We start from the raw sequence: 17,075 nt of genomic DNA on the forward strand, positions 1-17,075 counted from the left end.
GCCCTCCGGCGGGCTTGCGCTTCCCGCCCTCCCCTCGCGGTGGTCTGCGGCGTGGCGGGTGGCGCAGGGCGGGTCAGGTGCTTGGGTCGGCGCAGGCCGGCCTGCCGGAGCAGGCGCACCAGTTCCCGGCTCGGCACCACCCGGGCGCCCAGCCAGACCGCCATGGCGAACCGGTCTGCGGGGATGTCGTAGTGGTCCCGGTCGAAGCCGCGGCGGGGCACGCCCAGGGCCTCGGCGAAGGCGTGCAGCTCGGCGTGGGAGACGTCGCTGATCAGGTGGGACCAGAGCCGCCCCCGCCACGGCCAGGCGGGCCGGTCCAGGTAGAGCATGCGGGCCAAGTTACCCGGCCGGTGGGCCGGTTGCCGGTCGCGCGCGGCCGACCGTAGCCTCGGCGGCATGCCCGGATCCCCTCTCCTCGACGACCTGCGGGCGGCGCTCGGCGACGACGCCGTACTGACCGACCCCGACCTGCTGCGGATGCACGAGCGGGACGAGGCGGACCTCTGCGCGGCCGGCACGCCCCTGGTGGTGGTCCGCCCCCGCGACACCGGGCAGGTGTCCGCCGTGCTGCGGGCGGCCGCCCGGCACGGCGTGCCGGTGGTGCCGCAGGGGGCCCGGACCGGGCTGGCCGGGGCGGCCAACGCCGTCGCGGGCGCGGTCGTGCTGAGCACCATGGCGATGGACGCCATCCTGGAGATCGACCCGGTGAGCCGGATCGCCGTGGTGCAGCCCGGCGTGGTCAACGCGACGCTCGCCGCCGCGGTGGCGAAACAGGGGCTCTGGTATCCGCCCGACCCCGGTTCGTGGGAGTCCTCCACCATCGGCGGCAACGTCGCCACCAACGCCGGCGGCATGTGCTGCGTCAAGTACGGGGTCACCACCGAGTACGTGCTCGGCCTGGAGGTGGTGCTCGCCTCCGGCGAGGTGCTGCGCACCGGCCGGCGTACGGCCAAGGGGGTCGCGGGCTACGACCTCACCCGGCTCTTCGTCGGCTCGGAGGGCACCCTCGGCGTGATCACCGAGGTGACCGTCGCGCTGCGGCCCGCCCCGGCGGAGTCGCTGACCATGGTGGCGGTCTTCCCGTCCACCGCGGCCGCCGGCGTGGCCGTCGCCGAGATCGCCGCCCGGGGGTTCTCCCCCAGCCTGCTGGAACTGCTGGACCAGACCCACCTGCGGGCGATCGAGGCGTACCGGCCGATGGGCCTGCGGACGGACGCGCGGGCGCTGCTGCTGGCCGCCGCCGACACGGGCTCCCGCGCGGCCGACGACCTGGCCGGGCTGGCCGCGGTCTGCGAGGCGGCCGGGGCCGACGAGGTCTACGCGGCCACCGACGCCGTGGAGGCGGCCGCCCTGTTGCAGGCCCGCCGGCTCGCGCACCCGGCGATGGAGAAGTTCGCCGCGGACGCCCACCCGGGCGGCAACGGCGGCCTGGTCATCGACGACGTGGCCGTGCCCCGGGGCGCGCTGGCGGCGCTGCTCGACGGGGTGGCCCGGATCGCCGCCGAGTGCGACGTGCCCATCGGCGTCGTCGGCCACGCCGGCGACGGCAACATGCACCCGAACATCGTGGTGGACCGGGCCGACCCGGCGAGCCTGGCACGCGGCCGGCGCGCCTTCGACGAGATCATGCGGCTCGGCCTGGACCTGGGTGGCACCTGCACCGGCGAGCACGGCGTGGGCCTGCTCAAGCGGGACTGGCTGGCCCGCGAGATCGGCCCGGTGGGCGTCAGGGTGCACCAGGCGGTCAAGGCCGCGCTGGACCCGGCGGGCCTGCTCAACCCCGGCAAGGTCCTCTGAGCGGCCCCGGTTCCGGGTCGCCCCCGCGGCACGGGGTGGCGCTCCTCGCCGCGGGCGCGGCGACGTCGCGGCGCGCCGCACGCGCGGCGGCGGTCAGTCGGTGATCTCGGCCGGGGTGGCCTGGGTGAGGAGCAGCAGGATCTCCTCGGCGATCGGCGGGCGCTCCTCACCGGGGCAGTCCTGGGACGTGATCAGGCCGGCGGAGGTGAGCAGGCTGGAGGTCAGCGAGCCGATGCAGGTGACCTGGTAGGCCCGCGCCTGGTCGGTCTCCTTCGCCAGCCCCGGGTCCGCCAGCAGCCCTTGCAGCCGGGTGACCTGCTCCGGGTCGAGCGTGCCGGTCGACGTGACCCCGTCGCCGGCGCAGTCGACGCACTCCCACCGGCCGTCCGCCTCCACGTTCAGCGTGCGCAGCGGGCCGTCCGTGCCGACCTTCTGGAGCAGGCTGACCTTGCCCTTCTCGGCGGTCGCCGCGCCGATCTGACCCGGCTGCGGCAGTCCGGTCCCGGCCGGTCGCGACTCGGGGTCGTCGGCGGCGATCCCGGGCAGGGAACAGCCGGCGAGGGCGGCGGTCAGCAGGGCGGCGACGGACAACGGAGCCAGACGTGACCAGAGAGCGGGTGCCACGCGCCGGAACCTACCCCACCGTAGGTAGCGCCGTAACCGGCTGAGCGGCCGGGCGTCGAAGGTAGGGGTCGGGGAGGGGATCGGTCAGCGGGACGAGGACGGCAGTTCGACGGGGTCGTCGTCCGAGCCGCGGTCCGCCGCGAAACCCCGGACGTCCGGCGCGCCGAGTCGGGCGGCGTCCGCGGTGGCGTCGTCGGGCATCAGCTGGGACTGGCGCTCCGCCTCCACCCGCGCCCGGTAGTGCTCCACCTCGCGGGCCCGGGTGGCCTCGTCCCAGCCGAGCACCGCGCCCATCAGCTCGGCGGCGTGCCCGACCGACTCCAGGCCCCGGTGGGCGGTCTCGAAGGAGATCCGGGTCCGCCGGGTGAGCACGTCCTCCAGGTGCAGCGCCCCCTCGGCGCGGGCCGCGTACGTCACCTCGGCGGCCAGGTACTCCGGGGCGCCGGCCAGCGGGGAGGCGAGCAGCGGGTCGGCGTCGATCAACGCGAGCAGGTCGAGGGCGAGGGTGCCGTAGCGCTCCAGCAGGTGCTCGACCACCCCGACCGGCACCCCGTGCCGGCGGGCCAGGTCCGCCCGGTCCCGCCACATCGCCGGATAGCCGTCGGCGCCGAGCAGCGGCAGGTCGGCGGTCCGCGAGGGGCGTACGGCGCCGAGCCGGCGGGCGGCCCGGTCGACCACGTCGGAGGCCATCACCCGGTACGTCGTGTACTTGCCGCCGGCCACCAGCAGCAGCCCGAGCATCGGCTCGAAGACCGCGTGCTCGCGGGAGAGCTTCGAGGTGGAGTCGGCCTCGCCGGCCAGCAGCGGCCGCAGCCCCGCGTAGACGCCCTCGATGTCGGCCGTGGTGAGCGGCCGGTCCAGCACCGTGTTGACCTGTTCCAGCAGGTATTCGATGTCCCGTGCGGAGGCGGCCGGGTGGGACCGGTCCAGCCGCCAGTCGGTGTCGGTGGTGCCGATGATCCAGTGCCCGCCCCAGGGGATGACGAAGAGCACGCTGGTCGCCGTACGCAGGATCAGCCCGGCCTCGCCGGTGATCGCCGAGCGGGGTACCACCAGGTGGACCCCCTTGGAGGCCCGGACCCGGATGCCGGGGCGCAGCCCGACGTCGTTCAGCATCCGCGACATGTCGTCGCTCCACACGCCGGTGGCGGCGATGACCGTGCGGGCGTGCACCTCGAACTCGGCGTCCGGGGAGCCGGCGGGCGCCTCCAGGTCGCGGACCCGGACGCCGGTGACCTCGCGGGCCTGCCGGAGCAGCCCGACCGCCCGGGCGCTGGTCACCACGGTCGCGCCGAGGCTGGCCGCGGTGCGGGCCAGGGTCACCACCAGCCGGGCGTCGTCGACCTGCCCGTCGTAGTAGCGGATCGCGCCGGCCAGCGCGTCGGCCCGCAGGCTGGGGAAGACCCGGCGGGCCCCCTCGCGGGTCAGGTGGCGGTGCAGCGGCATGCCCCGCCCGCCGCCGAAGATCCCGGCGAAGGCGTCGTACGCCGCCACGCCCGCGCCGTAGTAGGAGCGGCGGAACAGCCGGGCGGGCAGGTCACGCGCGCCCCGCCCGGCGGGCAGCGGGACGAGGATGGGCACCGGCCGCACCAGGTGCGGGGCGAGCCGGGTGGCGAGCAGCCCGCGCTCGGTGAGCGCCTCGTGCACCAGGTGGAACTCCAGCTGCTCCAGGTAGCGCAGGCCGCCGTGGATGAGCTTGCTGGAGCGGCTGGAGGTGCCGGCGGCGTAGTCGCGCGCCTCCACCAGGGCCACCTTCAACCCCCGCGAGGCCGCGTCCAGGGCGGCGCCCGCCCCGGTCACCCCGCCGCCGATGACCAGCACGTCGAAGCGTTCGGCCCGCAGGCGGCGCAGGTCGGCGGCCCGGCGCTCCGGGGAGAGCTGGCTGGCCGCGGTTCGGGACACGTTGGGGTCGCGCACCCGTCCACGGTAACCGTCGTGGCCATGGGGCGGCACACGCCGTCCGCGCCGTACTGTCTGGGGCATGGAGATCGGCCCCCCGTTCCCCGCTGGTCGGCCCGCCCCGCTCCCGCCGGCCGCACCGGCCCCGTCCAGCCCCTGGCCGGTGGTGGCGGCGGCGGTGGCCGGCTGCTGGACGGCCGGGTTCGTCGTGGTCGGCCAGCTCGGCGGGTGGCTGGCCGACCAGGTCGTGCTGGCCTCCGGGCTGGACCGCGTGGGGTGGCTGTGGCCGGCGACGGTGCTGTTCACGGCGCTGCTGGTCGGCGCGCCCGCGCTGGCGCTGGCCCTGCTGCCCCGCTCGGTGGCGGTCCGCGCCACCGGCCGGGCCTGGCTGGCGGCGGCGCTCGTGCTCGGCGCGCTGGGCCTGCTTCGGGCGATCCCGCCCGTGCACCACGAGGCGTACCTCGCCGCGCTGGCCGCCGTCGCGGCCCTGGCCGCCCTCGTCCTGCGGGTGCTCGCCCGCCGCGCGGCCACCGCGGCGCCCCGGGCGTCGGCCCCGGCCGCCACCCTGCTCGGGGTGGCCGGCGGGCTGGCGCTGCTGCTGCCCTGGGTCTGGCTGGGGGCCCTGGGCGGGCTGCTGGAGACGGTGCTCGCCGGGCTGGCCGCCGCCGCCCTGGGGTCGCTGGCCGGGGCGCTGCTGGACGACGCCTTCTGGTCGCGCTTCACCGTCGGCGAGCCACCCCGGCCGGCGCGGCTGGTGCTGGTCGGCGGGCTCGTCGCCGGGGTCGCGCTGCTGCTGCTCGCCGCCGGGGTCGGGCAGTCCGGCGCCCAACTCCCCCTGCTGCTGACCCTGCCGCCGGCCGGCTTCGCGCTGGCGGCCCTGCACGCGGCGGCCCGCCGGGCGGCCGGCGCCACCCCGACCGGCCCGCCGGACGCCGGCCCCTTCGCGCTCGACCCGTCGCGCACCGCCCCCGCCGACCGGCCGGGCGCCGCCGGAGGGAGGCCGGCCGGCCCGTCGGACGCCGCCCACGCGGGCCCGTCGGGCGCCGTCGGACCGGCGGGCACGGCCGGCGCCCGCGCCGCCACCCGCTGGCTGGTCGGGCTCGCCGTGTTCGGCCCGCTGGCCCTCACCGACCCCGAGGAGATCACCCTCGTCCTGGCCAACACCCGCGACGTGCCGTTCTGGGTGGCGGCCGCCGCCGGCGCCGGGCTCGCCGTCGCGGCGGTGCTCGCCGTGGCGTACGGCGTGCTGCTGGCCCGGCCCGGGGGCCGGCGGCCGAGCCGGCGGGTGGCCGGGGTGACCGCCGCCGCCCTGCTGGTCGCGGTCGGCGCGGTGGCCGTCGGCGCGGGCCAGCCCGGCCTGCACGGCGAGCGGTTGTTCGTGGTGCTGCGCGAGCAGGCCGACCTGAGCGGTGTGCCCGCGGCGGCCGGCCGGGCCGGCCGGGACGCCCGGGCCGGCGAGGTCTACCGGCGGCTGGTCGACACCGCCGAGCGGACCCAGGCCGACCTGCGCCGGGACCTTCGCCGGTTGCGGCTGGACCACACCCCCTACTACCTGGTCAACGCGGTCGAGGTGGACGGCGGGCCGGCGGTGCGGGCCTGGTTGTCGCGCCGGCCGGAGGTGGCCCGCGTGCTGGTCAGCCAGCGGGTGCGGCCGCTGCCCGCACCGGCCGGCCGCAGTCGCGGCGCCGCGCCCGCGCCGGCCGGTCCGGAGTGGAACGTCCGGATGATCGGCGCGGACCGGGTCTGGTCGCAGCTCGGCGTGGACGGTTCCGGCATCGTCGTGGGCAGCTCGGACTCCGGCGTGGACGGGGGGCACCCGGCGCTTGCCGCCGGCTTCCGGGGCGGCGACGACTCCTGGTACGACCCGTGGGACGGCACCCGGTCGCCGACCGACCAGGGCGGGCACGGCACCCACACGGTGGGCAGCGCGGTGGGTCGAGGGGGGATCGGGGTGGCCCCGGGCGCGCAGTGGGTGGGCTGCGTCAACCTGGACCGCAACCTCGGCAACCCCGGGTACTACCTGGACTGCCTCCAGTTCATGCTGGCGCCCTTCCCGCCCGGCGGGAACCCGTTCACCGACGGGCGGCCGGCGCGCGCCCCGGAGATCCTCACCAACTCGTGGGGCTGCCCGGCGATCGAGGGCTGCGACCCGCGGGTGCTCCGGCCGGCCACCGCCGCCCTGGACGCCGCGGGCATCATGGTGGTCGCCGCCGCCGGCAACACCGGCCCGTACTGCGGCTCGATCCACGACCCGCCGGCGCCGTACGAGGACGTGCTGACCGTGGGCGCGGTGGACCGGCAGCGCCGGGTGACCAGCTTCTCGTCTCGGGGACCGGTGCCGGGGGCCGCCAAGCCGGACCTGGTCGCGCCGGGCGACGAGGTGCTGTCGGCCATGCCCGGTGGCGGGTACGACTCGCTCAGCGGCACCTCGATGGCGACCCCGCAGGTGGCCGGCGTGGTGGCGCTGATGTGGTCGGCCAACCCGGCACTGGTGGGTGACCTGCCCCGGACCCGGCAGATCCTGCGCGACACCGCGACCCGGGCCGAGGCGACGTACGCCTCCCGGACGGAGACCTGCGGCGGCGACGCGAACATCACCGGCGCCGGCCTGGTCGACGCGTACGCCGCCGTCCGGGCGGCGCGGGGGTGAGAGCCGGGGCGGACCGCCGGGTCAGCTCAGCCGGTCGAGGAACTCCCGCGACCGCCGCACCACCAGGGCCGTCGCGTCCGGGTCGTACGACGGCAGCGTGCTGTCGGTGAACAGGTGCTCCTCGCCCGGGTAGACGAACAGCTCGGCGAGGTCGGAGCCGACGATGCCGACCAGCTCGCGGGCGGCGTCGATGTCGCCCTCCAGGGCGAAGAACGGGTCGGCGTCCATGCCGTGGATCTGCACCGGGACCCCCGCGGGCCAGGGACCGACGGCCCATTCGCCGGTGACGGGCAGGCAGGATTCGTAGAGCAGCGCGCCCCGGGTGCCGGGCCGGGTCTGGGCGAGCCGCTGGGCGGTGGCGGCGCCCCAGGAGAAGCCGCCGTAGACCAGGCCGGCGGGCAGGTCGGCCACGGCCCGGTCGGCGCGCTCGCGGAGCACCTCGCCGCCGATGCGCTTCGTCAGCGCGAAGCCCTCGTCGAGGGTCGCCGGTCGCTCGCCGTCGAACAGGTCCGGCGTGTGCACGCTGTGCCCACCGGCCCGCAGCTGTTCGGCGAACTCGCGCAGCCCGTCGGTGACCCCCCGCAGGTGGTGGAACAGGACGACGTCGGCCATCTCTACACTCCTGTCAACAGACGACAACGATCGAATGATCCATGATTCTAGAACGGTCGAGAAATGTCGAGCAATGAGCGGATCCCGGACTACGACCTCGACGAGATGCTCGTGGTCACCGCGCCCGCGCAGCTCCGCGCGCTGGCCGATCCCCTGCGCGCCACCCTCCTGGAGCTGCTCCTGGAGCGGGCCGCCACGGTGACCGAGCTGGCCCGGGCGGTCGATCGGCCCAAGAGCAGCGTCGCCTACCACGTGAACGCGCTCGTCGACGCCGGCCTGCTTCGGGTGGTGCGGACCCGGCGGGTGCGGGCGATCGACGAGCGGTACTACGGCCGGGTCGCCCGCACGTTCTACATCGGCGCGCTCACCCGCCCCGAGGACAAACGGGTCGCGACCGCCGTCAACGGGCTCGCGGAGGCGGTGGCCGAGTCCGCCGCGGCCCACGCCGCCGACGACCTGCGCTGCACCCTCGTCCACGCCCGCGTCCCGGTGGAGGAGGTACGCGCGTTCTGGGCCGAGGTGCAGGCGCTGGCCCGCCGCTTCGCCCAGATCCCCCGCTCCGGCGATCAGGTGTACGGGTTCGTCGCCGGCCTCTACCCCACCGACGCGCCGACCCTCCCCGAGCCCGGCCCGGAACCGGAGCCCGAGCCAACCGGCTGACGCGACCGGGCCGGTCGCGGCCACGCCACGACGGTCCGCCGGCCGGGCTACGCCAACAGGACCCCTTCTTAACAGAACGGCTCCGGTGATCTAGGGTCGGCGTCCATGGACCTGGAGATCGTCGAGCTGGGGCCCGACCAGCGGCCCGCCGTGGTGGAGCTCTGCGGGCGGGCGCTGGACCTGCCGGAGGACGCGGCCGAGGCGCCGGCCATCGTGGACGCGCTCTGGGCGCGGGCCGCCACCCACCGTCCGGTCCTCGCGTGGGGCGCGTACCGGGAGGGGCGCCTCCTGGGCGTGCTCGTCGGCTCCCTCGCCGCCGGCGACGACGTCCGTGGTCACGTCGACCTGGTCGCGGTGGCGCCGGAGCAGCGGCGGCAGGGTGTCGGGCGGGCGCTGCTGGCGGTCGCCGAGGCGTGGTTCGCCGGGCTCGGCGCGGTGGAGGTGCTGCTCGCCGGCAACCCGCCGTACTACGCCTGGCCCGGCATCGACGTGCGCTACACCCCGGCCGTCTGCGCGGCGACGGCGCTCGGTTACACGCGGGACCGTACGGCCTGGAACATGACCGCCGACCTGTCGTACGACGGGAGTCCGGCCCTGCGCACGACGGCGCCGGCGGAGGAGCGGCTGGCGGCGCGGGGCGTGACCGTGCGGCGGGCGGAGCCGACCGACCTGCCGGCGCTGACGGAGTTCGCCCGCGCCACCTTCGGCGGCGCCTGGGACGCGGAGCTGGCCGGCTCGGTGGGCCGGGAGGGAGCCGGCTGCCACCTGGCCGAACGCGACGGCGACGTGCTCGGCTTCGCCGCGTACGGGTCGTCCCGGCCGAGCTGGTTCGGCCCGATGGGCACCGTCCCGGCGGCGGAGGGTTCGGGGATCGGTGGGGTGCTGCTGCGCCGCTGCCTGCGCGACCAGCGGGCGGCGGGGGTGACGGCGGCGCAGATCGGCTGGGTCGGGCCGGTGCCGTTCTACTCGGGCAGCGCGGGCGCCCGGATCGAGCGGGTCTTCTTCCTGTACCGCCGGACGCTCGGAGCCTGAGTGCCGCCGGCCGCGCGGAGCCTGGGTGCCGCCGGGCGCGCGGAGCCTGGGTGCCGCCGGGCGCGCGGAGCCTGGGTGCCGCCGGGCGCGCGAAGCCCGGCAGAAGGGGCGAACGGGATATAGACGCCGATAGCGCCATTTGCCCGCAACAGTGATCGACGCCCCCTACCGTTTCGGTAGAGGAGGCAGCCATGACCACGGACGACGAACGCCCCGGCCCGTTGCCGTTCGACCGGCTCGACTACGGCGACGCCGAGCAGCAGGCGGAGATGACCGGCGCCGACGAGCCGAGCGACGAGCCGGTGGCGCTGGTCGACGAGCCGGTCCAGATCCCGCAGCCGTACGGCCGGACGCAGAAGAGACGCAACCAACGGCCACTGCCGACCTGACGCGGAAAGGGGCGGACCGCTGACGCGGCCCGCCCCTTTCGGCGTAGTGGAACTGGACTCAGAAGTCCATGTCCCCGCCACCCGGACCAGCCGGGGCGGCCGGGGTCTTCTCCGGCTTGTCCGCCACGACGGCCTCGGTGGTGAGGAAGAGCGCCGCGATCGACGAGGCGTTCTGCAGCGCCGAGCGGGTCACCTTGGCCGGGTCGATGATGCCAGCGGCCAGCAGGTCGACGTACTCGCCGTTGGCGGCGTTGAGGCCGTGACCCGGCTCGAGGTTGCGGACGTGCTCGACGACCACGCCACCCTCGAGGCCCGCGTTGACGGCGATCTGCCGCAGCGGGGCGTCCAGCGCGATCTTGACGATCTGCGCGCCGGTCGCCTCGTCACCGGTCAGGTCCAGCTTGTCGAAGGCGGTCTTGCCGGCCTGCACCAGCGCGACGCCACCACCCGGGACGATGCCCTCCTCGACGGCGGCCTTCGCGTTGCGGACGGCGTCCTCGATGCGGTGCTTGCGCTCCTTCAGCTCGACCTCGGTGGCCGCGCCGACCTTGATCACCGCAACGCCGCCGGCCAGCTTGGCCAGCCGCTCCTGCAGCTTCTCCCGGTCGTAGTCGGAGTCGCTCTTGTCGATCTCGGCCCGGATCTGGTTGACCCGGCCCTGGATCTGCTCGGCGTCGCCGGCACCGTCGACGATGGTGGTCTCGTCCTTGGTCACCACGACCTTGCGGGCGCGGCCCAGCATGTCGAGGCCGACGGCGTCCAGCTTGAGGCCGACCTCCTCGCTGATGACCTGGCCACCGGTGAGGATGGCGATGTCGGCCAGCATGGCCTTGCGGCGGTCACCGAAGCCCGGCGCCTTGACGGCGACCGACTTGAAGGTGCCCCGGACCTTGTTGACGACCAGGGTGGCCAGGGCCTCGCCCTCGATGTCCTCGGCGATGATCAGCAGCGGCTTGCCCGACTGCATGACCTTCTCCAGGATCGGGAGCAGGTCCTTGACCGACGAGATCTTGCTGTTGACGATCAGGAGGTAGGGGTCGTCGAAAACGGCCTCCATGCGCTCCGGGTCGGTCATGAAGTAGGCCGAGATGTAGCCCTTGTCGAAGCGCATACCCTCGGTGAGCTCCAGCTCCAGCCCGAAGGTGTTGCTCTCCTCGACGGTGATGACGCCTTCCTTGCCGACCTTGTCCATCGCCTCGGCGATGATCTCGCCGACGGTGCTGTCACCGGCGGAGATGGAGGCGGTGGAGGCGATCTGCTCCTTGGTCTCGACGTCCTTGGCGAGCTTGGACAGCTCCTCCGAGACGCTGGCCACGGCGGCCTCGATGCCCCGCTTCAGGGCCATCGGGTTGGCACCGGCGGCCACGTTGCGCAGACCCTCGCGGACGAGGGCCTGGGCCAGGACGGTCGCCGTCGTCGTGCCGTCACCGGCGACGTCGTCGGTCTTCTTGGCGACCTCCTTGACCAGCTCGGCGCCGATCTTCTCGTAGGGGTCCTCGAGCTCGATCTCCTTGGCGATGCTCACACCATCGTTGGTGATGGTGGGGGCACCCCACTTCTTCTCGAGCACGACGTTGCGGCCCTTGGGGCCGAGGGTCACCTTCACGGCGTCGGCGAGCTGGTTCATGCCCCGCTCGAGGCCGCGGCGCGCCTCTTCGTCGAACGCGATCATCTTGGCCATACGGCGTTGTCCTCCTGGACACTCACGGGCCACCCGGAGTGTGTGTCCCGGATGGGCCGCCTGGTGTACGCACCTTGGGACGTCGCCACCTGGCGACGACGACGTCTCCTCGGCCGGGCCGGATAGCCCGCGACGACCGGCCATGTGCCGCACCGGCGTGTGGACGCCCGTGCGGCCGTGGCCCTACCGCCCCGACCATTGGCACTCACGGTATGCGAGTGCCAATGACTTGTTTAGCACTCTCCCCTGCCGAGTGCAAGCACGCCCGCCCCCGTCAGCCGAGTTCACCGGCCAGCCGCGCGCTGTCCACCGGCCCCTCGTGGGCGCGCTGCTCGGCGTACGTGACGACCAGTCCGACCAGTTGGGCGAGGTGGGCCGGCAGCGCCAGCACGCCGCCGAGCAGCGTCACCACGATCACGCCCACCGCCGTGCCCGGCGACTCCAGCGGGGCGGTGCCGAGCGGCAGCGATCCGACACCCTCCACCACGCCGGCCGCCCCGCCGCCGACGATCACCGCCGCGGCGACCAGCGCCACCCGGCCGAGCAGCAGGCCCAGCCGGTCGTGGAACATCCGGTACGAGCGGCCGATCGGGTGCTGCCGCTCGAAGAGGTAGACCGGGCCGGCCATGCTCAGCGCGAAGGCGAAGTAGATGCCGGGGATGACACAGAAGCAGATCCCGAGCCCGACGATCAGGCTCATCACCAGGGTCCAGCCCCAGAGGCCCAGCGCCCGGCGCAGGCCGTAGCCCAGGGCGGCGCCGACGCCCACCGGTTCGCCCGCCGCCTGCCGGGCGACCACCCAGGTGCCGGCGGCCCAGCCGAGGCTCTGCACCAGGCCGAAGACCAGGCTGCCCCCGATCAGCACGGCCAGCATGGTGCCCAGGTCGGCGAGGAAGGTGTCGGGCAGCGCGGCGGGGTCGTCGGCCGTCGACTCGTCCCACTTGGCCGTCGGGTCGACCGCCAGGGCGAGCAGCGACACCACCACGGCGGGCAGGACCTGGGTAAGCAGCAGGATGGGCAGCAGCTGCCGCCAGCCCCGGCGTACCGCGCCGACACACCGGTCGAACCAGCCGCTCACGCCGCCGCCGGGCGGGGTGACCAGCGGGTCGGCCGGGTCGATGCCCGGCGGGTACCACCCGTGGCCCGGCTGGCCGGGGTACGCGACCGGTGCGCCCGGATACCACGGCTGCCCGCCGTACGGGCCGGAGCCGGCCGGAAACCCGCCCGTGGGCGGCAACACCCAGCCCTGCGGCGACTGCGTGCCCGTGGGGTCCCAGGAGGGCGCGGTCGCCGGCTGCCCGGCCGGCAGGGGCGCGACGGCTGGCTCCCCGGCGGGCGCGGGCGCGGTCGGGCCCGGTGGCGGCGCGGTCGGATCGCCGGGCTGCCCCGGAGCGGGGTCGGGGTCTCCCGGGGGCGGCGTGGCGTGGGGCGGCTGGTCGGACATGAACCCTCCTCAGCGACGGCTGGAACGGTTCACGATCCTTCCTGCCCGGACGTCCGGAGCGCAGCCCGCCCCGGCGCGCCCCGATCCGCCCGCCCCGGGGACGGCCGGTCGGTCAGGCGATGACGCGCACGCGCTCGGCCTGGGGCCCCTTCTGGCCCTGGGCGATCTCGAACTCCACCCGCTGGCCGTCGTCCAGCGCCTTGTAGCCGTCCATCTCGATCGCGGAGAAGTGGACGAAGACGTCTTGCCCGCCGTCGACGGCGATGAAGCCGTAGCCCTTCTCGGCGTTGAACCACTTCACGGTGCCCTGTGCCACGGTGCACTTCCTCACTCTGCGCGGCGTTCCACGACCCCGGAGGCCGGCGGACCGGCACCGGAGGACCACCCGGTTCGGCGGTCGGAGGGCCGCTGAATCGGTGACCGAAATCGCACGCTACACGAGGCGTGACGGCGGCGCACGACCACAAATCGGGCATATTTCGATCGAGCAACATCGGTATCCGTCGTTGTGGTAGGCATGCGGCATGACGAGCACGCCGGGCGGGCCGGGGCGGAGTCCGACGGAGGTCCGGCGGGCGAGGGTCCGGCGGGTCCGGCCACGGGACGCGGCCCGGATGCGGGCGCTGCGGCTGGAGATGCTCGCCGACGCGCCGCTGGCCTTCCTGGAGACCCTCGCCGACGCCGCGGCCCGTCCGCACGCCGACTACGCGGCCCGGGTCGCGTACGTGTCGGCCGGCGCGGAGACCGCGCAGTTCGTGGCGGACCCGGGCGGCCGGCTGGTCGGGCACGCCGGGGGCACGGTGACCCCGGACGAGCCCGGGCTGACCGTCGTCTACGCCGTCTACGTCACCCCGTCCTGGCGGGGCACCGGCCTGCTCGGCGACCTGGTCGAGGCGGTGGCCGCCTGGTCCCGGGCCTGCGGCCGGCCCGAGCTGATGCTGGAGGTGGTGGTCGGCAACGACCGCGCCTACCGCGCCTACCAGCGGCTGGGCTTCGTCGACACCGGGGTGCGCGTCCCACACCCCACCGTCCCGGCGCTCACCGAACTCCAGATGCGCCGCCCCGCCTGACCCACCGACCGGGGACCCGCCCCGAGGCGACACCCCCAGGTCAAGCCCCGCTGGGCCGGCAGTCGTGACGTGCGGTGACACGGAAGGGCTTCCGGGGCGGCCCGCCCCGCGCAGGGATCAGACCTGGCCGCCCGGAGTGAGGGCGGGCTGCCCCGGAAACCCGACCAGGACGACTCAGACGTGCCGACGCGACTGCACGATGCGGAACCGGTTGGCCACGTAGGCGCCGTCGGTGAGCGCGGAGTTGGCGGCGGCGTTGGCACCGCTGCCGTGGAAGTCGGAGAAGGCCGCCGACTGGTTCACGAAGACCCCGCCGGTCAGGTTGCAGGACAGGTGGACCCCGACCTCGATCGCCGCCGCCTCGACCGCGTCGAGGACCGCCTCGTCGGTGGAGTAGACCGCCGCCGTGAGCGCGCCCTTCTCGCCGACCGTGGACCGCAGGATCTCCAGGCTGTGCGCGGTGGAGTCGGTCGCGATGGCGAACGAGATCGGCCCGAACCACTCCTTCGAGTAGGTCGCGGTGTCGTCGGCCGCCAGCTTGACCAGCGTCGGGGTGCGGACCACCGCGTCGGGGAAGGCCGGGTGCTCGACCGTACGCGACTCCAGCACCGTCTCGCCGACCTTGGTGACCTCGGCGAGGCGCTCCAGCACCCCGTCGTTGACGATCGCGCCGGTGAGCTCCACCCCGCGCGCCGGGTCGGCGGTCAGCTTGCCGATCGCGGCGGCGATCCCGCCGACCACCTCGTCGAAGCTCTTGTGCCCCTGGTCGGTGGAGATGCCGTCGGAGGGGATGAGGATGTTCTGCGAGGTGGTGCACATCTGGCCGCTGTAGAGGCTCAGCGTGAACCCGAGGTTGCGGCACATCCCGGCGAAGTCGTCGGTGGAGTCGATCACCACCGTGTTGAGGCCGGCCTTCTCGGTGTAGACCGCCGCCTGCCGGGCGTTGGCCTCCAGCCAGTCGCCGTACTCGGTGGAGCCGGTGAAGTCGACGATCTTCACGGCCGGGTGCAGGGCCAGCGTGGAGGCGAGCTTCTCGCCGGGGGCCTCGGCGGCGAGCAGCACCAGGTTCGGGTCGAAGCCGGCCTCCGCGAGCACCTCCCGGGCGCACTTCACCGTGATCGCCAGCGGCAGCACGGCGCGCGGGTGCGGCTTGACGACCACCGGGTTGCCGGTGACCAGCGAGGCGAACAGCCCCGGGTACGAGTTCCAGGTCGGGAACGTGTTGCAGCCGATCACCAACGCCACGCCGCGGGGCACCACGTGGAAGGTCTTCCTCATGCGCAGCGGGTCGCCCTTGCCGGCCGACTTCTCCCAGCCCGCCGTCCCCGGGTGCCGGGTCATCTCCGCGTACGCGTACGCGATCGCCTCCAGCGCGCGGTCCAGCGCGTGCGCGCCGCCGGCCTGGAAGGCCATCACGAACGCCTGGCCGCTGGTGAACTGCACCGCGTTGGCCAGCTCGAAGACGTGCTTGTGCAGCCGGTCCAGGATCTCCAGGCAGACGCCCGTTCGGGCCTGCGGGCCGGCGTCGCGCCAGCCGGGCAGGGCGGCGGAGGCGGCGGCGACCAGCTCGTCCGCGCCGGCGTGCGGGTAGCGGACGCCCAGTTCGACGCCGAACGGGCTGGCCTCGGTGGCGACCCGGTCGCCGGTGCCCGGCTGGTCGAGGGGGAAGTCGCCGCCGAGGTACGCCTCGAAGGCGGCCTTGCCGTCGGCGGCGGCGCTCTCGCCGTAGACCCGGGGGCTGGGCGACTCGGGGTAGGCGGACCAGTACCCGCGCTCCGTGATGGCGGTCAGCGCACGGGTGAGGGTGTCGGCGTGCCTGTCGTACAGGGGGTGCGGGGTCTCCGTCATGCCCGCCATCATGCAACAGGAAGCATCAGGATCAGTAGGGGCGTGTCACAACTCAGATCGTCAGCTGCCAGTCGGTCCAGCCGTCGACCGGGCGGAAGCCGAGCTGCTCGTTGATGGCGATCATGTGGCTGTTGACCGCCGCGTTGAAGGTGTCGATCGCGCGGACCGCCGGCTCGCGCGCGAGCAGGTGACGCAGATTCTCGATCTTGACGATCAGGCCGAGCCGGCGTCCCCGGTGGGCGGGGTCGACGATGGTGATCTGCTGGAACGCGTGCCAGTCCGCCGAGTCGCCCACGTCGAGCAGGGTCCAGGCGACCACGCGGCCGGAGTCCTCGTGGCGCACCGCCGTGTGGTAGCGCCGCCGCCCCCGCGCCTCCAGCGCCCGCTCGATGCCACGGACCCGATCGGCGTCGATCCGCTCCGGCTCCCACTCCACGTCGCCGAGGGGCGCGTCGGCCATCAGCCGGCCGTCGAGGTAGGCGATGTCGGCGACGTACTCGTCGGGGGTCCGTCCCTGCCAGTGGAGGACGCGGTAGCCGGCGGCCCGGGTCCGGGCCCCGGCCAGCGCGGCGTCCAGGCCGTCGTGGTCAAGCCGGGTGGCGTCGAGCCGGCGGCGGACCTCGACCAGCGCCGGCTGGGCGCCGGTCGACGCGGCGAAGGCGGCGCCGGCGACGGACCGCTCCGGCCCGCCCGGCAGCGCCGAGACCGCCATCCCCAGCACCCGCTTGCGCCCCCGCTCGCGCAGCAGGCGTACGACGTGCTCGTGCAGCGCCCGACCCACCCCGCGACGCCGGTACGCCGGGTGCACGACCAGGTCCGCCGCGGCGTTCTCGGTGTTGTCGAGCTGCGGCAGGTCCAGCCCGACGTAGCCGGCCGGCACGCCGTCGAGCCGGGCCAGCGCCCAGAGCGGGGCGTTGCCGGGCATCGGGTGCCGGATCGCGGCTTCGAAGCGCCGCCGGCAGAAGGGCGGGAAGTCCGGCAGGTCGGCGTCGTTGGCCGCGGCGCCGATCCGGTACGCCTCGTCGATCGCCGCCTGGTCGGCGGCGTCGATCGGCGTGATCGTGATGGTCATGCGCCGAGGGTGCGCCCGGAACGACGAACGGGCCAGCGATTTAACCGCTGGCCCGAGTCGGACGCTGGTCGGGAGGGACGTTCGCACAACGCCTCCGGCGTTGGGTCGCAAGAACTGAAAGTCTCCGGCGAAACGCCCTCCCGCACGGAGCATCTTGCGCCGTCCGGTTCCTGCCGTCAAGTCCTTGTCGGCGCGTTTTCCGCACTCACAGCGAAAAGCCAGTTACCCGGCGGATCGACCCGATCCCCCGTCCGGGCGAGGCACCCTCCCCCGTTCCGCCCGACCCCGCCCCCGGGG

The 17,075-nt window shown here is 74.9% G+C and carries 15 protein-coding genes; 6 read left to right on the forward strand and 9 right to left on the reverse strand.

Translation table 11 applies throughout. The features are described from left to right. A partial coding sequence (locus tag ACSNOB_RS28400) for a DUF4031 domain-containing protein (protein WP_436690033.1) occupies positions 1-329 on the reverse strand: 329 nt, incomplete at its 3' end. A 67-nt stretch (positions 330-396) separates the two neighbouring features. Between ACSNOB_RS28400 and ACSNOB_RS28405 the strand changes: the two genes are divergently transcribed. Further along, positions 397-1,797, forward strand: coding sequence for an FAD-binding oxidoreductase (locus ACSNOB_RS28405; RefSeq protein WP_436690035.1), 1,401 nt, complete (start codon positions 397-399; stop codon positions 1,795-1,797). 93 nt (positions 1,798-1,890) lie between these two features. Here ACSNOB_RS28405 and ACSNOB_RS28410 read toward each other — a convergent pair whose 3' ends face one another. Beyond that, positions 1,891-2,421 carry a hypothetical protein gene (locus ACSNOB_RS28410; protein ID WP_436690037.1) on the reverse strand — a complete coding sequence of 177 codons (531 nt, stop codon included), beginning with the start codon at positions 2,419-2,421 and terminating at the stop codon, positions 1,891-1,893. Positions 2,422-2,505: 84 nt separating this feature from the next. After that, entirely contained in the window at positions 2,506-4,323 is a 1,818-nt protein-coding gene (locus ACSNOB_RS28415; RefSeq protein WP_436690056.1) for a glycerol-3-phosphate dehydrogenase/oxidase, read from the reverse strand. A gap of 79 nt (positions 4,324-4,402) precedes the next feature. Here ACSNOB_RS28415 and ACSNOB_RS28420 point away from each other — a divergent pair, with 79 nt between their 5' ends. Continuing rightward, positions 4,403-6,970, forward strand: a complete 2,568-nt coding sequence (locus tag ACSNOB_RS28420; protein WP_436690039.1) for a S8 family serine peptidase — start codon at positions 4,403-4,405, stop codon at positions 6,968-6,970. 21 nt (positions 6,971-6,991) lie between these two features. On the opposite strand, the gene ACSNOB_RS28425 is transcribed toward ACSNOB_RS28420, so the two are convergent. Further along, the gene (locus ACSNOB_RS28425) at positions 6,992-7,582 is read right to left on the reverse strand and encodes a dienelactone hydrolase family protein (protein WP_436690041.1); all 591 of its coding nucleotides are present in this window, start codon (positions 7,580-7,582) and stop codon (positions 6,992-6,994) included. 63 nt (positions 7,583-7,645) lie between these two features. Between ACSNOB_RS28425 and ACSNOB_RS28430 the strand changes: the two genes are divergently transcribed. The 3 genes from ACSNOB_RS28430 to ACSNOB_RS28440 all read left to right on the forward strand — a co-directional run bounded on the left by ACSNOB_RS28430 (position 7,646) and on the right by ACSNOB_RS28440 (position 9,663). Then, the gene (locus tag ACSNOB_RS28430) at positions 7,646-8,242 is read left to right on the forward strand and encodes a helix-turn-helix domain-containing protein (RefSeq protein WP_436690043.1); all 597 of its coding nucleotides are present in this window, start codon (positions 7,646-7,648) and stop codon (positions 8,240-8,242) included. 105 nt (positions 8,243-8,347) lie between these two features. Beyond that, positions 8,348-9,274, forward strand: a complete 927-nt coding sequence (locus ACSNOB_RS28435) for a GNAT family N-acetyltransferase (RefSeq protein ID WP_436690045.1) — start codon at positions 8,348-8,350, stop codon at positions 9,272-9,274. Positions 9,275-9,465: 191 nt separating this feature from the next. Beyond that, positions 9,466-9,663: a hypothetical protein gene (locus tag ACSNOB_RS28440; protein ID WP_393106051.1), complete on the forward strand. Its 198-nt coding sequence runs from the start codon at positions 9,466-9,468 to the stop codon at positions 9,661-9,663. Between the two features lie 58 nt (positions 9,664-9,721). Here the strand turns inward: ACSNOB_RS28440 and groL are convergent, their stop codons facing one another. From groL to ACSNOB_RS28455, 3 genes are all read right to left on the reverse strand, one after another. After that, positions 9,722-11,344, reverse strand: coding sequence for a chaperonin GroEL (groL, locus tag ACSNOB_RS28445; protein WP_393106052.1), 1,623 nt, complete (start codon positions 11,342-11,344; stop codon positions 9,722-9,724). Positions 11,345-11,618: 274 nt separating this feature from the next. Continuing rightward, on the reverse strand, positions 11,619-12,788 hold the full coding sequence (locus ACSNOB_RS28450; protein ID WP_436690048.1) for a hypothetical protein: 1,170 nt from the start codon (positions 12,786-12,788) through the stop codon (positions 11,619-11,621). 112 nt (positions 12,789-12,900) lie between these two features. After that, positions 12,901-13,104 carry a cold-shock protein gene (locus tag ACSNOB_RS28455; protein ID WP_013288855.1) on the reverse strand — a complete coding sequence of 68 codons (204 nt, stop codon included), beginning with the start codon at positions 13,102-13,104 and terminating at the stop codon, positions 12,901-12,903. 208 nt (positions 13,105-13,312) lie between these two features. Here ACSNOB_RS28455 and ACSNOB_RS28460 point away from each other — a divergent pair, with 208 nt between their 5' ends. Then, the gene (locus tag ACSNOB_RS28460; RefSeq protein WP_436690050.1) at positions 13,313-13,858 is read left to right on the forward strand and encodes a GNAT family N-acetyltransferase; all 546 of its coding nucleotides are present in this window, start codon (positions 13,313-13,315) and stop codon (positions 13,856-13,858) included. Between the two features lie 174 nt (positions 13,859-14,032). On the opposite strand, the gene paaN is transcribed toward ACSNOB_RS28460, so the two are convergent. Together paaN and ACSNOB_RS28470 are read right to left on the reverse strand one after the other, a co-directional pair. Further along, positions 14,033-15,706: a phenylacetic acid degradation protein PaaN gene (gene paaN / locus ACSNOB_RS28465; protein ID WP_436690052.1), complete on the reverse strand. Its 1,674-nt coding sequence runs from the start codon at positions 15,704-15,706 to the stop codon at positions 14,033-14,035. A 52-nt stretch (positions 15,707-15,758) separates the two neighbouring features. Continuing rightward, complete coding sequence (locus ACSNOB_RS28470) at positions 15,759-16,778, reverse strand: GNAT family N-acetyltransferase (protein ID WP_436690054.1); 1,020 nt, start codon at positions 16,776-16,778, stop codon at positions 15,759-15,761. Positions 16,779-17,075: the final 297 nt, after the last annotated feature.

Source organism: Micromonospora sp. URMC 106 (assembly GCF_051386395.1).
Classification (GTDB): Bacteria; Actinomycetota; Actinomycetes; order Mycobacteriales; family Micromonosporaceae; genus Micromonospora.

Excerpts from the sequence above, each read along its gene's own strand:
- ACSNOB_RS28405 (WP_436690035.1), top strand. The coding sequence starts at position 397 with ATGCCCGGATCCCCTCTCCTCGACGACCTGCGGGCGGCGCTCGGCGAC.
- ACSNOB_RS28420 (WP_436690039.1), top strand. The coding sequence starts at position 4,403 with ATGGAGATCGGCCCCCCGTTCCCCGCTGGTCGGCCCGCCCCGCTCCCG.
- ACSNOB_RS28425 (WP_436690041.1), bottom strand. The coding sequence starts at position 7,582 with ATGGCCGACGTCGTCCTGTTCCACCACCTGCGGGGGGTCACCGACGGG.
- ACSNOB_RS28430 (WP_436690043.1), top strand. The coding sequence starts at position 7,646 with ATGTCGAGCAATGAGCGGATCCCGGACTACGACCTCGACGAGATGCTC.
- ACSNOB_RS28435 (WP_436690045.1), top strand. The coding sequence starts at position 8,348 with ATGGACCTGGAGATCGTCGAGCTGGGGCCCGACCAGCGGCCCGCCGTG.
- ACSNOB_RS28440 (WP_393106051.1), top strand. The coding sequence starts at position 9,466 with ATGACCACGGACGACGAACGCCCCGGCCCGTTGCCGTTCGACCGGCTC.
- groL (WP_393106052.1), bottom strand. The coding sequence starts at position 11,344 with ATGGCCAAGATGATCGCGTTCGACGAAGAGGCGCGCCGCGGCCTCGAG.
- ACSNOB_RS28450 (WP_436690048.1), bottom strand. The coding sequence starts at position 12,788 with ATGTCCGACCAGCCGCCCCACGCCACGCCGCCCCCGGGAGACCCCGAC.
- ACSNOB_RS28460 (WP_436690050.1), top strand. The coding sequence starts at position 13,313 with ATGACGAGCACGCCGGGCGGGCCGGGGCGGAGTCCGACGGAGGTCCGG.
- paaN (WP_436690052.1), bottom strand. The coding sequence starts at position 15,706 with ATGACGGAGACCCCGCACCCCCTGTACGACAGGCACGCCGACACCCTC.
- ACSNOB_RS28470 (WP_436690054.1), bottom strand. The coding sequence starts at position 16,778 with ATGACCATCACGATCACGCCGATCGACGCCGCCGACCAGGCGGCGATC.